Source organism: Pseudomonas sp. LY-1, from assembly GCF_053502595.1.
Genome location: NZ_CP094353.1, coordinates 5,283,081 through 5,297,878 on the forward strand (window position 1 = coordinate 5,283,081; position 14,798 = coordinate 5,297,878).

Here is a 14,798-nt window from a genome sequence, read left to right on the forward strand (position 1 = left end):
CAGGCTTCTCCTAAGTTCGGGGTTCAGGCCAGTGCCGCGCGAGCGGCCGCAAAGGCATCCGGGGTATTGAGGTTGGAGGTCGACACGCCGTCGGCGCAGCGCTTGTTCAGGCCGGCCAGGACTTTGCCCGGGCCGCACTCGACCAACTCGGTGGCGCCGTTGGCGGCCAGGGTCTGTACCGATTCAACCCAACGCACCGGCTTGTAGAGTTGTTCCAGCAGGTCGCGCTTGAGGGTGTCGAGATCCGCGGCAACCGCCGCGCTGACGTTCTGCACCAGCGGGATCTGCGGCGCCTGCCAGTTGATGGCGGCGATGGACTCGGCAAAACGCTCGGCCGCCGGGCGCATCAGCTCGCAGTGCGACGGCACGCTCACCGGCAACGGCAAGGCACGCTTGGCGCCACGGGCCTTGCAGCCTTCGATGGCGCGCTCAACGGCGGCCTTGGCACCGGCAATCACCACCTGGCCCGGCGAGTTGAAGTTCACCGCGCTGACCACTTCGCCCTGGGCCGCTTCGGCACAGGCTGCGATCACCACCGCATCATCCAGGCCGAGAATGGCAGCCATGCCCCCCTGCCCGGCCGGAACCGCTTCCTGCATCAACTGGCCACGACGCTCGACCAGCTTGACCGCTTCAGCGAGGGTCAGGCTGCCCGCAGCGACCAGGGCACTGTATTCGCCCAGGCTGTGACCGGCGACGAACGCCGGACGCGCGCCGCCTTCCGCCAGCCACAAGCGCCACAGGGCGATCGAAGCGGTGAGGATGGCCGGCTGGGTTTTATCGGTTTGATTGAGTTGCTCTTCCGGCCCTTGCTGGGTCAGCGCCCACAGGTCGTAACCCAGGGCATCGGAAGCTTCCTTGAAGGTTTCCAGGATCAGCGGATATTGCGCGCCCAGCTCGGCCAACATGCCGAGGGACTGCGAACCCTGCCCTGGAAAGACGAATGCGAGGGATGTAGACATGTAACAAGCCCCTAATGATCTGGTCGTCGGATATAGGCGCTCCTACGATGGGAGCGCACGAAACTGACAGATTGGATGGTCAATTGAACCGGCCGGTCACATTTAAGCATTCCCGGGCCGATTCGCCTAAGGCAACAGATCTTCCAGGCGGCCGTGCAAGCGTCGCGGCAGGTTTTCCTGGATCTCGATCAACGCCCGTGCAATCGCACTCTGAAAGCCTTCCACCCCCGCCGAGCCATGGCTTTTCACCACGATGCCCTGCAAGCCGAGAAAGCTTGCGCCATTATGCCGCGCCGGGGCCAGGTCCTCCTGCAGGCGGCGCATCAGCGGCAACGCCAGGGCGCCGACCAGGCGTGTCGCCAGGTTGCGCTTGAACAAGGCCTCGATCCGCGTGGCAATCATGGTCGCCAGACCTTCGCTGGATTTAAGCAGGATATTGCCGACAAACCCGTCGCACACCACCACATCCGCCTCGCCGCGATACAAACCGTCGCCTTCGACAAAGCCGATGTAGTTCAACCCCAGCGCACCTTGCAGCAAAGCGGCGGCGAGCTTGACCTGCTGGTTGCCCTTGATGTCTTCGATGCCGATATTCAGCAAGGCCACGCGCGGACGGGCCACACCCAGCGCCTCGGCAGCCACCGAGCCCATCACGGCGAACTGGAACAGATGCTCGGCACTGCAATCGACATTCGCGCCCAGGTCGAGCAACTGGCAATAGCCTGTCTGCGTCGGTATCGCCGCGACTATCGCCGGCCGGTCGATCCCCGGCAAGGTCTTGAGCACATGCCGCGACAACGCCATCAGCGCGCCCGTATTGCCGGCACTGACACAGGCTTGCACCTTGCCATCACGCAACAACTCAAGGGCGACCCGCATTGAAGAGTCAGGCTTGCCACGCAGGGCGACCGCTGGCTTTTCATCCATGCCGATGGCTTCGCTGGCGGGCGTAATCGTCAGGCGCGCGCGATCCACCGCCGGATGGCTGGCAATCAGTTCTTCAAGAAGGGAAGGTTGACCGACGAGGGTCAGGTGCAGCGAGGGCGTAGCAGACAGGCTGGCAATACAAGCCTGAACAATGCTGCGGGGACCGAAGTCCCCGCCCATTGCGTCAATCGCGATGACTTGAGCAGACAAGTGATTACTCGTCAGCGCCCTTGTCGATCACTTTACGGCCACGGTATACGCCTTCTGGCGATACGTGGTGACGCAGGTGAATTTCACCGGTGGTTTTTTCTACAGACAGAGTGCTTGCCGTCAGGGCGTCGTGCGAACGACGCATGTCACGGGCAGAGCGGGATTTTTTGTTCTGCTGAACAGCCATAATTGATTAACTCCTAAACGTTTGGGTCACGCTTTAACTGCGCCAATACACTGAACGGGTTGGACCGCGTTACCTCGTCCTCGCTCGGTTCGGACTCGTCATCGAGGCCCGCCGGCTGCTGGCATTCTTCCGGATGATGAGCAGGCACAATGGGCAAGGCGAGCAAAAGCTCCTCCTCGATCAGTGCATGCAGATCCAAAGGATCTTCGCCCAGTTCCAGCACGTCATAACCTTTCGGCAACGACTGGGTATTCGCACCCTCCTTTACCACAGCGTAACTGCATTCGCTGTGAATCGGCAGGGTGACCAGCTCAAGACAACGCTGGCAAACCATTTTGACCTCGGTGTCGATAAAGCTGTGAATAACCACAGATTTACGTTCATCTCGTTCAAAAATGAATTTGGCCTGCACCGTACCGACAGTGTCGGAAAGCGGGTCGCAGAGTCTCTCCAAATCGGCCAGCAGCAATTCACCTTGAAGGGAAGTGCCACGATCAGCCAATTTGCGCGGGTCAACGTGAGGTGGAATCGGGTCATTCAACATAGGCGCAGCATTATAGGGATGCCCCCAGCCATGTCAAAGGAAATTCAGCCCTGTGCGTCAGCCGGTCGTCCCGCTAGAATCGCCGGTCGCCCTGAGGAGACGCCCATGCTGCCTTTATTACTCGCATCCAGCTCGGTCTATCGCCGGGAATTGCTGAGCCGCCTGCACTTACCGTTCATCTGCAGCTCGCCGGATATCGATGAAAGCCACCGCGCAAATGAGTCAGCCGTCGAACTGGTCAAACGCCTGGCCGAAGAGAAAGCCCGCGCCCTCGCCGCCCGCCATCCAGGGCACCTGATCATCGGCTCCGATCAGGTCGCCGCACTCGAAGGCCGGATCATCGGCAAACCCCACACCTTCGAGAACGCCCGCGAGCAACTGCTGGCGGCCAGCGGCAAGCGTGTCAGTTTCCTCACCGGGCTGGCGCTGCTGAACAGCGAGACCGGGCATTGCCAGGTCGACTGCGTGCCGTTCACCGTGCACATGCGCGTGCTGGACGCGGAGCGGGTCGAGCGCTACCTGCGGATCGAGCAGCCCTATGACTGCGCGGGCAGCTTCAAGGCCGAAGGGCTGGGCGTGAGCCTGTTCCAAAGCACCGAAGGCCCGGATGCGACCAGCCTCGTCGGTCTACCTCTGATTCGCCTGGTGGATATGCTGCTGGCCGAGGGCGTGCAAATCCCTTAAAACCAGCGCAAAACCAAATGTGGGAGGGAGCTTGCTCCCGATTGCGGTGGGTCAGCTACAGATAAGCTGGCTGATCCACCGCAATCGGGAGCAAGCTCCCTCCCACATTTATCTACGCAGACCTTGGGATCTCAGCGCAGGGTCGGGCCCTGGAAGCCCATGTACAAGGCCAACTTCTCCGCCACGCTGGCGCCGAGTTTCTTGGAGAACCGGTCAAACGGCGACTCCTGAACGGTGAAGTCCACCAGTTCCTTTTCACCAATCACGTCCCGCGCCACCGAACTGGCACTGCCCAGGCCATCGATCAAGCCCAGCGGCAAGGCCTGCTCGCCAGACCAGACCAGCCCGGAGAACAGCTCCGGATGGTCCTTATCCTTCAGACGATCACCGCGCCCTTGCTTGACGCTGGCAATGAACTGGCGATGAGTGGTGTCGAGCACGCTCTGCCAGAACTGGGTTTCATCGGCCTTTTGCGGCTGGAACGGGTCGAGGAACGCCTTATGCTCGCCCGAGGTGTAGGTGCGACGCTCCACACCGAGCTTCTCCATGGTGCCGACAAAGCCGTAACCGGCCGCCGTGACGCCAATGGAACCCACCAGGCTGGCCTTGTCGGCGTAGATCTGGTCAGCGGCACTGGCGATGTAATACGCACCCGAGGCGCCCAGGTCGGAGATCACCGCGTACAGCTTGATCTGCGGATGCAGCGCGCGCAGGCGGCGAATCTCGTCATACACGTAGCCCGATTGCACCGGGCTGCCGCCTGGGCTGTTGATGCGCAGGATCACGCCCTTGACCTTGGGGTCTTCGAACGCGGTGCGCAGACTGGTGACGATATTGTCGGCGCTGGCGGACTCCTTGTCGGCAATCACCCCGCGCACTTCGATCAAGGCGGTATAGCTGGAGCCACGGGTCGCGGTTTTTTCCATGTCCACCAGCGGGCTGAACAGCACCAGCATGCCGAGCAGGTAAACAAAGGTCAGCAGCTTGAAGAAAATCCCCCAGCGCCGCGAACGACGCTGCTCTTGCACGCTGGCCAGAAGGGTCTTCTCCAGCAGCTTCCAACTCTTGTCGTCACTGCTGTCGGCCTTTTCGGGCGCTTTCCACTCATCACTCATGCCATCTACCCCAGCAAAGACTCAGTGGGCCCGGCTGAGCCAGGCCTGCAATTCAGAAAAATGATCGATCGTCAGCCTGGGCTCGTATGCCTGCAGCGCCTCGGCAGCCTGCGCACCGTAGCTGACCGCCACGCTGTCCATGCCGGCGTTGCGCGCCATCATCAGGTCGAAAGACGCGTCGCCGACCATCAACGCTTGGCGTGGCGACACGCCGCAATGGGCGAGGATCTGCTCAAGCATCAGCGGATGGGGCTTGCTGGCGGTTTCGTCCGCTGCGCGGGTAACGTCGAAATAGTCTTCCCAGCCGTGGGCCCTGAGCACCCGGTCCAGGCCGCGGCGGGCCTTGCCGGTGGCGACCGCCAGCTGATAACCCTCGGCGCGGAACGCTTCCAGGGACTGCACCACGCCATCAAACAGCGGCGAAGGCTCGGCCTCCAGCGCAATGTAGTGATCGGCATAATGCTCGCGGAACGCGACCAATTCAGCGTCAGCGATGTGCGGGTACAAAGTGCGAATCGCCTCAGGCAACCCCAGGCCGATAATGCCCTTGACCGCCAGATCGCTGCACAGCTCGAAGCCAGAACGCGTCGAGGCCATGTGCATGGCCTCGACGATACGGCCAATGGAGTTGGCCAGCGTGCCGTCCCAATCGAAAATCAGCAGTTTGTAGTCAAGGTGCGGCACTCAAACGCTCCACGGTCTTGGCCCACATCTCATCGACCGGCGCCTGCAATTTCAATTCGCCACCATCGGGCAGCGGTACGGTGAGCATGTAGGCGTGCAGGAACAGGCGTTTGCCGCCCAGGTCGCGAATCTCCTTGGAGAACGCCTCGTCGCCGTACTTGGTATCACCGGCAATGCAGTGGCCCGCATGCAGGGTGTGCACGCGAATCTGGTGAGTGCGCCCGGTGACCGGCTTGGCCTCGACCAGGGTGGCGAAGTCGCCGAAGCGGCGCAGCACCTTGAACAGGGTCAGGGCTTCTTTGCCCTCCTCGTCCACTTCGACCATGCGCTCGCCGGAGCGCAGGTTGCTCTTCTGCAACGGCGCGCGCACGCTCTTGATCGAGCTGGCCCAGTTGCCGCGCACCAGCGCCATGTAGCGCTTGTCCACGCCATCGCCGCGCAGGGCGGTGTGCAAGTGGCGCAACATGCTGCGCTTCTTGGCGATCATAAGCAGGCCGGAGGTGTCGCGGTCGAGGCGATGGACCAGCTCCAGCTCCTTGGCATCCGGACGCAACTGACGAAAGGCTTCGATCACGCCGAAACTCAGGCCGCTGCCGCCGTGAACCGCAATGCCGCAGGGCTTGTTGATCACGATCAGCTTGCTGTCTTCGTAGACAATCGACGCTTCAAGGCGCTGCAACAGGCCCTGAGCCAGCGGCACAGGTTCGTCGCGCTCAGGCACGCGCACCGGCGGCACCCGCACGATATCACCCGCCTGCAGCTTGTACTCGGGCTTGATGCGACCCTTGTTCACGCGCACTTCGCCTTTACGCAAAATGCGGTAGATCAAGGTCTTGGGCACGCCTTTGAGCCTGGCCAGGAGAAAATTGTCGATGCGTTGGCCGGCATATTCCGGCGAGACCTCGAGCAGCTGGACGCTGGGGGTCTGGGGGGCGGTAGTCGTCATGTCGGCGATGATAACAATTTTTTATGGAATTGAAGCACTTAATCATTACTGCTATAGTCGCGAACGCCGCCAAAAGCGGCCTGGACAGAGGACTTGCGGCAAATTGCCGGCCCTGACCTTCGCAATTCATCAGGACGCGAGGCCGTCCTACGGGGCTTTCGTTACCTTGGAAAGCCCGAGATTGTAACAAGCGCAGGTGACATGAGGCCTGAAGCGAGTGCAGAAAGCAGAGTGAATACTCGCATTTTGCGCCGATATTTACGGCCAGTTCACAAAGTGCAGTCAGTCTTGGGACACACCATGGCGAATGCTTCGGAAACAACGCCTGTTAAGAGCCGAGTGAGAGCGCAATCGCCCACACTTGGTCTTGTTTAGCCATGAGCGTGGACTCCCCATTGGAGAACACGGTAAATGCCAACCCGCTGCGGATTCTGCGCGCGGCAGCACCCGAATTATCAGGGATACGTGTAGGGTGGAGATGCACAACCGTCGGACCGTGTAGCACTAGGCTTATATATAGACGCTTCATCTCGTCCACAGTCGCCGGTTGATTCCTCCTCCTGACCTTAGCTTTTGTTGAAGTGGTGCCTTTGTCACCACCGCTAACAAGCAGGACGCGTCCGTCGCGATACCAGCCCAATTCGCCGGTTATTGCTGGACACTGGAGTGGCCAACCACTCTTGACGCACCTGACACCGACCGTGAGAAGTCGTGTGTGCCGAACGCCGTTTCCGGCAGCCCGGAAACCGACGGTACAACATGAAAAGAATGCTGATTAACGCAACTCAACCCGAAGAGTTGCGTGTTGCGCTGGTAGATGGCCAACGCCTTTACGACCTGGACATCGAGTCCGGCGCACGCGAGCAGAAGAAGGCCAACATCTATAAAGGCCGTATTACTCGCATCGAACCAAGCCTTGAGGCTGCCTTTGTCGATTTCGGCTCCGAGCGCCACGGCTTCCTGCCCCTCAAAGAAATCTCCCGCGAATACTTCAAGAAAGCCCCCGAAGGCCGCGTGAACATCAAGGACGTCCTGAGCGAAGGCCAGGAAGTCATCGTCCAGGTCGAAAAAGAAGAACGTGGCAACAAGGGCGCCGCCCTGACCACCTTCATCAGCCTGGCCGGTCGTTACCTCGTACTGATGCCGAACAACCCGCGTGCCGGCGGCATTTCCCGTCGCATCGAAGGCGAAGAACGCAACGAACTGCGTGAAGCGCTGAACGGCCTGGTCGCTCCAGCCGACATGGGCCTGATCGTCCGCACTGCCGGCCTGGGCCGCAGCAGCGAAGAAATGCAGTGGGACCTCGACTACCTGCTGCAACTGTGGACCGCCATCAAAGAAGCGTCCCTGGATCGTTCCGCGCCGTTCCTGATCTACCAGGAAAGTAACGTGATCATCCGCGCCATCCGCGATTACCTGCGCCAGGACATCGGCGAAGTGCTGATCGACAGCGTCGAAGCCCAGGACGAAGCCCTGACCTTCATCCGCCAGGTGATGCCGCAGTACGCCAGCAAGATCAAGCTGTACGAAGACAGCGTTCCGCTGTTCAACCGTTTCCAGATCGAAAGCCAGATCGAGACCGCCTTCCAGCGCGTGGTCGAACTGCCTTCCGGCGGCTCCATCGTGATCGACCCGACCGAAGCCCTGGTGTCCATCGACATCAACTCGGCGCGCGCCACGAAAGGTAGCGACATCGAAGAAACCGCCCTGCAGACCAACCTGGAAGCGGCTGAAGAAATCGCCCGCCAGCTGCGCCTGCGTGATATCGGCGGCCTGATCGTGATCGACTTCATCGACATGACCCCCGCCAAGAACCAGCGCGCCGTGGAAGAGAAAGTCCGCGAATGCCTGGAAGCTGACCGTGCCCGCGTGCAAGTCGGCCGCATCTCGCGCTTCGGCCTGCTGGAAATGTCCCGTCAGCGCCTGCGTCCGTCCCTGGGCGAGAGCAGCGGCATTGTCTGCCCACGTTGCAACGGCACCGGCATCATCCGTGACGTTGAATCGCTGTCCCTGGCGATCCTGCGCCTGATCGAAGAAGAAGCCCTGAAAGACCGCACCGCCGAAGTCCGCGCACAAGTGCCGATCCCGGTTGCCGCGTTCCTGCTCAACGAAAAACGCAACTCGATCACCAAGATCGAACTGCGCACCCGTGCCCGTATCGTCATCCTGCCGAACGATCACCTCGAAACGCCGCACTTCGAAGTGCAGCGCCTGCGTGATGACAGCCCGGAAGCCCACAGCGGCCAGTCCAGCTACGAAATCGCCGCTGCCGCTGCCGAAGTGGAAGAAGTCCAGCCAGCCGCCGCGACCCGCACCCTGGTTCGCCAGGAAGCCGCCGTGAAGACCGCTCCGGCGCGTGCCAACGCACCGGTTCCGGTTGAAGTGGCTGCCCCGGTCGCAGCCCCGGCCGCCCTGCCTGAGCCAAGCCTGTTCAAGGGCCTGGTGAAATCGCTGGTCAGCCTGTTCGCCAGCAAGGAAGAGCCTGCGGCACCGGTTGTGGTCGAAAAACCTGCCACCGAGCGTCCGGCGCGTAACGAAGAGCGTCGCAACGGTCGCCAGCAGAGCCGTAACCGCAACGGTCGCCGTGACGAAGAGCGCAAGCCGCGCGAAGAACGGGCCCCGCGTGAAGAGCGCGCACCCCGTGAAGAGCGTGCGCCTCGCGAAGCCCGTGAAGAGACCCCGGTCGTAGCCCGCGAAGAACGCGCACCGCGCGAAGAGCGCGCACCACGTCCACCACGCGCACCGCGTGAAGATCGCAAGCCGCGTGGCGAGCGTGAAGAACGTGTGCGTGAACTGCGCGAGCCGCTGGACGCTGCGCCAGCTGTTGCCGTTGCCGCCGCTGCTGTTGCCGCCCCTACCGAGGAAGAACGCCCGGCTCGCCCGCCGCGTGAAGAGCGTGCGCCACGTGAAGAGCGTCAACCGCGCCCACCGCGTGAAGAACGTCAACCACGTACCGAGCAGGCGGCTGCCGCCAGCGAAGAAGAAGTGCTGACCGGCGAAGAGCAACTGCAGGAAGACGGCCAGGACAACGCCGAAGGCGATCGTCCGCGCCGCCGCTCCCGTGGCCAGCGTCGTCGCAGCAACCGTCGCGAGCGTCAACGTGACGCCAACGGCAATGTGATCGAAGGTTCGGAAGAAGCCGGCGAGAACGCAGAAGCCGCTACCAGCGAACCGACCAGCACCGAACTGGCTGCCGGCCTGGCCGTTACCGCCGCTGTTGCCAGCTCGGTCATCAGCGCACCTGCCGAAGCCCAGGCTCACGAGCAGGCTGAACGCGCCACTGCCGCCGTCGAAGAAACCGTTGCGGTAGAAGCGCCAGTCGCCGAGACCCCAGTGGTTGAAGCACCGGTCGTAGAAGCAACCACCCCGATCGAAGCCCCCGCGGCTCCGGAAGTGGAAGTTGCGCCGGTTCGCGAAGCCCAGCCGCAAGAAGAAGTGACTGCCGCCGAGCCTGCCCCGGTGGTTGAGCCACAGCCAGTGGTTGAAGCTGTCGTGGAAGCTCCGGTTGTCGAAGCCGCAGCCCCGGCCGTGCGTGAAGTTCGCGAAGAACAGACCGCCTTCCAGTGGACTGCCGAACCTGCCGCCCCGGTTGAAGCGCCTGCCCCCGTGGTAGAAGCCGCACCGGCCCCGGTCGCCGAAGTGGTTGAAGCCGCTCCGGTAGTGGTTGCCGAGCCTGCGCCAGTGGTTGAAGCGCCCGTGGTTGCCGAAGCCGCCGCCCCGGTGGTTGAAGCCGCACCGGCCAGCGCCCTGACCGAAAACGGCCGTGCGCCGAACGACCCACGTGAAGTGCGCCGTCGTCGCAAGGAAGCCGAAGCGGCCGCCGCTGCTGCCGCTGCCGCACCGGCTGTCGCCGAAGTGGTCGAGCACGCTGCCCCTATCGTCGACGAGACCCCGCGTTCCGTTGAAGAAGTGGCAGAGCACCACCCAAAGGCCCTGGAAGAAGAGCACGAGCCTAAACCCCTCGTCTGATTCCATCAGCCACTGAAAAGCCCCGCCTGATCACTCAGGCGGGGCTTTTTTATGCCAAACAGATTCTGAAAACACCGAAGATTCAATGTGGGAGGGGGCTTGCCCCCGATGGCGGAGGGACAGGCACAGATGCTGAACCTGTCACTCCGCATTCGGGGGCAAGCCCCCTCCCACATTTCAGAGCGGTTTGAAATCCAACAGATGCGGCAGATCCACATCCCAGAGTACGCCAGGGTCGTTTACCTGGATCTCGCGCACCTGCCCCTGGGCAAACAGCGGCTTGGCCCCGCGATCGCCCGTCAACGCCATCAACGCCGGGCCGAACGCCCGCCCAAACGCGACCGGATGCCCATATTGGCCGGCATGCACCGGCACGTTGATGCTGTCCACGTGCTCCAGCACCCGTTCAATGCTGGACGGCAGGATGAACGGCATATCACCCAGCACCACCAGCCAGCCATCACTGGAAGCACTGGCCGCGACCGCTGCCGCAATGCTGTCGCCGATTCCGGCCGAGCACAGCTGCACTACCTCGCAGCCATGGACCTGCGCCAGACGAATGACTTCAAGCCGCTCGGGCGACGTCACCAGCACGCGCTTTAGCGCCCACGCCGGCAAATTCACCAGCACCTGCTCGATCACCGGCCGCACCACCCCGTCCCGGCCGACGCACTCAGCCAGCAATTTATCCCGATCTGCCCCGGCTTCAGCGCGAAAACGACTGCCCTGCCCCGCCGCCAGCACAATCACCGTGACGGTCATTCAACCTGCACCGACAGCGGCTTTTTCTGCAGTGGCGCCACGCCATTCTTGATCGCGACAATTTCCGCCAGCAACGACAGCGCGATCTCCGCCGGTGTATGGCTGCCGATATGCAAACCGATCGGCCCATGCAACCGCGCGATCGCCTGCGCAGACAACCCCAGCGCCGCCAGGTTTTCCCGGCGTTTACGCGTGTTGACCCGCGAACCCAGCGCGCCGATATAGAACGCATTGGAGTTCAGCGCCGTCAGCAACGCCATATCGTCCAGGCGCGGATCGTGGGTCAGGCAGACGATGGCCGTGCGTTCGTCGGTCTGGATGTTCAGCACCGCTTCATCAGGCATGCCGGGCACAAAGCGGCCGTGCGGTTCTTCCCAGCCATACGCGAACTCTTCACGCGGGTCGCAGATCAGCACTTCAAAATCCAGCAACCGCGCCATCTGCGCCACGTAGCGGGACAACTGCCCGGCGCCGATCAACAGCAGGCGCCAGCGCGGGCCATAAATGGCGCGCAGGCGCTCGCCGTCGAAGCTCACCACGTCGGTCTTGCTCGCGGGGCTCAAGCTCACGTCGCCGGTGGCCAGGTCCAGCTCCCGAGCGACGATTTCATGGGCGTCACAGCGCGCCAGCAACTCGGCCACCCACTGCCACTCCGTCACGCGCTCTTCGGTCAGGCGCAGGGTGCCGCCGCACGGCAGGCCGAAACGCGCCGCTTCATCGCGTGTCACGCCATAGGTCACCAACTGCACCGCGGGCCCGTCGTCCGCCAACCGACCATCCTGCAGACGCGCAATCAAGTCGTCTTCAATGCAACCGCCGGACACCGAGCCGATCACCACCCCGTCGCCGCGCAAGGCCAGCATGGCCCCGGGCGGACGCGGCGCGCTGCCCCAGGTCTGGACCACGCTGTACAACACCACCCGCTGCCCCGCGCGGCGCCATTCGAGCACGCTGCGCAGGACATTCAGATCCACGCTGTCCATCAAGCCTTCGCCTCCTGCCAGCCTTGCAACTGATAACGCACGGGCAGGTTGCGAATACGCTTGCCGGTGGCGGCAAAGATCGCGTTGCACAGCGCCGGCGCAATCGGCGGCACGCCGGGCTCACCGACACCGCCCAACGGCACCTCGCCCTGTGGCGTGACCAGGTGGACCGCGACGACCTTGGGCGCCAGGGACATGCGCGCCACTTCATACATATGGAAGTTGTCCTGCTGGACCTTGCCGTCCTTGAAGCTGATCTCGCCCAATACCGCGTTGCCCAGGCCCATCACGCAGGCGCCTTCGAATTGCGAGCGAATGCGTTCCGGGTTGATCTGCGGGCCGCAGTCCACAGCGATATCCGCCTTGTGGACGATCAGCGTGCCGTCGTCTTTGACTTCCACCTCGATCACCGCCGCCACATAGGTGACAAAACTGTAATGCACCGCCAGCCCCAGGCCTCGCCCCTTGGGTAGCGTGCGCCCCCAGCCGGCGGCTTTGGCGGCGGTTTCGAGGACGCCGCGCAGGCGGGCGGTATCGATCGGGTAGCGCTCCGGGGATTCGCCGTAGTTCCACTCATCGCTCAGGGTTTTCGGATCGATCTGACGGTCCGGCCCAAGCAGTTTGAGTTGGTACTGCAACGGGTCCTGACCGGCCTTGTGCGCCAGCTCATCGACAAAGCTCTGAATCGCAAAGCCATGCGGGATGTTCGATACCGAGCGGTACCAGCCAACCCGGGTGTGGGCGGCGGCTTCGGGGTTTTCCAGGCGCACGTTGGGAATCGCGTAGGCCATGTTGGTAAAGCCCATGCCCAGCTCGAACGCCGCCTCGTGGTTCATCCCCGGCGCAAACAACGCGGTGATGCTCGGCGCGACGGTGCGGTGCAGCCAGGCGGAAGGCAGGCCGTCCTTGTTCAGGCCGGCCTTGAGGTACTCGGCGGAAACCGTGTGGAAGTAGGAGTTGTGGATGTCATCTTCACGGGTCCACTGCACGCGCACGGCCTTGCCGGGGAATTCCTTGGCGAGGATGGCCGCCTCGACCACAAAGTCCGGCTTGGACTTGCGACCGAAACCGCCGCCCAGCAGCGTGACATTGATCGTCACGTTATCGAAAGGCACGCCCAGGCGCTCGGCGACGCGCTCACGGGTCACTTGGGGCGCCTGGCTAGGGGCCCAGGCTTCGCACTGGCCCTTGTCGAAACGGGCAACGGCAACCATCGGTTCCATCGGTGACTGGGCCAGATGCGGCAAATAATAAGCGGCGTCCAAAGTACTGTCGGCCTCGTTCATCGCCTGCTCGAGGGTGCCGGTGTTGCGCACCACTTTGCCCGGTTGCCGCGCGGCCGCTTCCAGTTCCTTGCGGTAATCGATCGAGTTGTAGCCGGCGTTGACGCCGTCATCCCAGACAATCGCCAGCGCATCGCGGCCCTTGATCGCCGCCCATGTGTTGCTGGCCACCACGGCCACGCCGCCCAGTGGCTGGAACTCCGAGGGCAGAGGCCGGCTTTCGATTTCGAGGACCCTGATCACCCCCGGCACCTTCAACGCCGCACTGGCATCGAAGGATTTGACCTTGCCGCCATACACCGTCGGCCGTGCAATGGTGGCGTAGAGCATGCCGTCGAAATGCACGTCCGCGCCGTAGACCGCGCGACCGTTGACGATATCGGCGCCGTCGATGGCCTTGACGCCCTCTTTGCCGATGTAGCGGAACTCCGACGGCTGCTTGAGGCGCAGCGTGTCGCGCGCCGGCACCGCCAATGCTCCGGCAGCGGTGGCCAGCTCGCCATAGCCCAAGGTGCGACCGCTGGGCTGGTGAACCACCTTATGCAGCTGCGCACGGCACTCGCCCAGCGGCACCTTCCACTGTTCGGCAGCCGCCTGTTCCAGCATCGCGCGCACACTCGCGCCGCAACGCCGCATCGGTTCGAACCAGTGGCGCATGCTGCGCGAGCCATCGGTGTCCTGGTTGCCGTAACGCACCTCGTCAGCCGGCGCCTGCTGGACGCGCACGTGGGCCCAATCGGCGTCCAACTCATCGGCGACTACCAGGCTCAGGCTGGTACGCACGCCCTGGCCCATTTCCGAACGGTTGCAGATCACGGTCACGGTGCCGTCGGTGGCAATGCTGACGTAGACCTTGGGGTCATCGATCAGCCCATGGGGCATGGCATCGCCGCCATACTTCTTGGCGGCATCGGCGGCAAACGCTGCGGGCAGGCCCCAACTGGCGGCGATCACCAGCGCGCCGGTGGCGCCGACGCCCTTGAGGAAACCGCGACGGCTGAGGTTATCGAGGACGAAATCAGCGGGTAAGCGGTTCATGCCTTGGCCCCCTGCAGGTGCGTCGAGGCCTGGCGGATCGCGGTCTTGATGCGGTTGTAGGTGCCGCAGCGGCAGATATTGCCGACCATCGCCTCCTCGATCTGCTCGTCGCTGGGGTTGGGGTTGGTTTTCAGCAGCGCGGTGGCCGACATGATTTGCCCGCCCTGGCAGTAACCGCACTGGGCCACGGCACTGTCCAGCCAGGCTTGCTGCACGACCTGGCCGATGGGGTCGGTGTGCAGGTTGTCGATGGTGCTCACGGCCTGGCCCTTGACCGCGCCGATCGGAGTGATGCAACTGCGCGCCGGGGCGCCGTCGATATGAATGGTGCATGCGCCGCACAGGCCCATGCCGCAGCCGAATTTGGTGCCGTTGTAACCCGCCACATCGCGAATCGCCCACAACAGCGGCATATCCTCGGTGACGTCCAGTTGATGGTCTTGACCATTGAGTTTCAGGGTAATCATTGGGCACGCCCGCCTATTTTTTGCATTTAGGGGCGAG

13 protein-coding genes are annotated in these 14,798 nt (G+C 62.9%); 2 read left to right on the forward strand and 11 right to left on the reverse strand.

The window, feature by feature from the left end:
• Positions 1-23: 23 nt before the first annotated feature.
• The 4 genes from fabD to MOQ67_RS24210 form a co-directional block, all read right to left on the reverse strand.
• Entirely contained in the window at positions 24-962 is a 939-nt protein-coding gene (gene fabD, locus MOQ67_RS24195) for an ACP S-malonyltransferase (protein ID WP_046489281.1), read from the reverse strand.
• Between the two features lie 126 nt (positions 963-1,088).
• Entirely contained in the window at positions 1,089-2,099 is a 1,011-nt protein-coding gene (plsX, locus tag MOQ67_RS24200; RefSeq protein ID WP_082118866.1) for a phosphate acyltransferase PlsX, read from the reverse strand.
• Positions 2,100-2,103: 4 nt separating this feature from the next.
• Positions 2,104-2,286, reverse strand: coding sequence for a 50S ribosomal protein L32 (rpmF, locus tag MOQ67_RS24205; protein WP_008152339.1), 183 nt, complete (start codon positions 2,284-2,286; stop codon positions 2,104-2,106).
• A gap of 13 nt (positions 2,287-2,299) precedes the next feature.
• On the reverse strand, positions 2,300-2,830 hold the full coding sequence (locus tag MOQ67_RS24210) for a YceD family protein (protein WP_198717494.1): 531 nt from the start codon (positions 2,828-2,830) through the stop codon (positions 2,300-2,302).
• A 105-nt stretch (positions 2,831-2,935) separates the two neighbouring features.
• Between MOQ67_RS24210 and MOQ67_RS24215 the strand changes: the two genes are divergently transcribed.
• Positions 2,936-3,514 carry a Maf family protein gene (locus MOQ67_RS24215; RefSeq protein ID WP_046382362.1) on the forward strand — a complete coding sequence of 193 codons (579 nt, stop codon included), beginning with the start codon at positions 2,936-2,938 and terminating at the stop codon, positions 3,512-3,514.
• Positions 3,515-3,645: 131 nt separating this feature from the next.
• On the opposite strand, the gene sppA is transcribed toward MOQ67_RS24215, so the two are convergent.
• The 3 genes from sppA to rluC are packed head-to-tail and all read right to left on the reverse strand — an operon-like array spanning position 3,646 to position 6,259.
• On the reverse strand, positions 3,646-4,629 hold the full coding sequence (gene sppA / locus MOQ67_RS24220; RefSeq protein WP_046382361.1) for a signal peptide peptidase SppA: 984 nt from the start codon (positions 4,627-4,629) through the stop codon (positions 3,646-3,648).
• Positions 4,630-4,650: 21 nt separating this feature from the next.
• Positions 4,651-5,313, reverse strand: coding sequence for an HAD-IA family hydrolase (locus MOQ67_RS24225; protein WP_046489270.1), 663 nt, complete (start codon positions 5,311-5,313; stop codon positions 4,651-4,653).
• Entirely contained in the window at positions 5,300-6,259 is a 960-nt protein-coding gene (rluC, locus tag MOQ67_RS24230) for a 23S rRNA pseudouridine(955/2504/2580) synthase RluC (protein ID WP_046382359.1), read from the reverse strand. Before rluC ends, MOQ67_RS24225 begins: the two co-directional genes overlap by 14 nt.
• A 768-nt stretch (positions 6,260-7,027) precedes the next feature.
• On the opposite strand from rluC, the gene rne reads away from it, so the two are divergent.
• On the forward strand, positions 7,028-10,228 hold the full coding sequence (gene rne, locus MOQ67_RS24235) for a ribonuclease E (RefSeq protein ID WP_198717493.1): 3,201 nt from the start codon (positions 7,028-7,030) through the stop codon (positions 10,226-10,228).
• A 177-nt stretch (positions 10,229-10,405) separates the two neighbouring features.
• Here rne and MOQ67_RS24240 read toward each other — a convergent pair whose 3' ends face one another.
• Genes MOQ67_RS24240 through MOQ67_RS24255 form a run of 4 tightly spaced genes read right to left on the reverse strand, consistent with a single transcriptional unit; the run spans position 10,406 to position 14,761 of the window.
• A complete protein-coding gene (locus tag MOQ67_RS24240; protein ID WP_198717492.1) occupies positions 10,406-10,990 on the reverse strand; it encodes a nucleotidyltransferase family protein in 585 nt (194 codons plus the stop codon).
• On the reverse strand, positions 10,987-11,973 hold the full coding sequence (locus MOQ67_RS24245; protein WP_057005502.1) for an XdhC family protein: 987 nt from the start codon (positions 11,971-11,973) through the stop codon (positions 10,987-10,989). Before MOQ67_RS24245 ends, MOQ67_RS24240 begins: the two co-directional genes overlap by 4 nt.
• Positions 11,973-14,294 (reverse strand): xanthine dehydrogenase family protein molybdopterin-binding subunit, encoded by a 2,322-nt coding sequence (locus MOQ67_RS24250; RefSeq protein WP_198717491.1) that lies wholly within the window; start codon positions 14,292-14,294, stop codon positions 11,973-11,975. Before MOQ67_RS24250 ends, MOQ67_RS24245 begins: the two co-directional genes overlap by 1 nt.
• Positions 14,291-14,761 (reverse strand): (2Fe-2S)-binding protein, encoded by a 471-nt coding sequence (locus MOQ67_RS24255; protein WP_046382354.1) that lies wholly within the window; start codon positions 14,759-14,761, stop codon positions 14,291-14,293. The genes MOQ67_RS24250 and MOQ67_RS24255 overlap by 4 nt, the downstream gene beginning before the upstream one ends.
• Between the last annotated feature and the right edge of the window lie 37 nt (positions 14,762-14,798).

What these genes read in the sequence shown, in the direction of transcription:
- fabD (WP_046489281.1), bottom strand. Translation starts at nt 962, where the DNA reads ATGTCTACATCCCTCGCATTCGTCTTTCCAGGGCAGGGTTCGCAGTCC.
- rpmF (WP_008152339.1), bottom strand. Translation starts at nt 2,286, where the DNA reads ATGGCTGTTCAGCAGAACAAAAAATCCCGCTCTGCCCGTGACATGCGT.
- MOQ67_RS24210 (WP_198717494.1), bottom strand. Translation starts at nt 2,830, where the DNA reads ATGTTGAATGACCCGATTCCACCTCACGTTGACCCGCGCAAATTGGCT.
- MOQ67_RS24215 (WP_046382362.1), top strand. Translation starts at nt 2,936, where the DNA reads ATGCTGCCTTTATTACTCGCATCCAGCTCGGTCTATCGCCGGGAATTG.
- sppA (WP_046382361.1), bottom strand. Translation starts at nt 4,629, where the DNA reads ATGAGTGATGAGTGGAAAGCGCCCGAAAAGGCCGACAGCAGTGACGAC.
- rluC (WP_046382359.1), bottom strand. Translation starts at nt 6,259, where the DNA reads ATGACGACTACCGCCCCCCAGACCCCCAGCGTCCAGCTGCTCGAGGTC.
- rne (WP_198717493.1), top strand. Translation starts at nt 7,028, where the DNA reads ATGCTGATTAACGCAACTCAACCCGAAGAGTTGCGTGTTGCGCTGGTA.
- MOQ67_RS24240 (WP_198717492.1), bottom strand. Translation starts at nt 10,990, where the DNA reads ATGACCGTCACGGTGATTGTGCTGGCGGCGGGGCAGGGCAGTCGTTTT.
- MOQ67_RS24245 (WP_057005502.1), bottom strand. Translation starts at nt 11,973, where the DNA reads ATGGACAGCGTGGATCTGAATGTCCTGCGCAGCGTGCTCGAATGGCGC.
- MOQ67_RS24250 (WP_198717491.1), bottom strand. Translation starts at nt 14,294, where the DNA reads ATGAACCGCTTACCCGCTGATTTCGTCCTCGATAACCTCAGCCGTCGC.
- MOQ67_RS24255 (WP_046382354.1), bottom strand. Translation starts at nt 14,761, where the DNA reads ATGATTACCCTGAAACTCAATGGTCAAGACCATCAACTGGACGTCACC.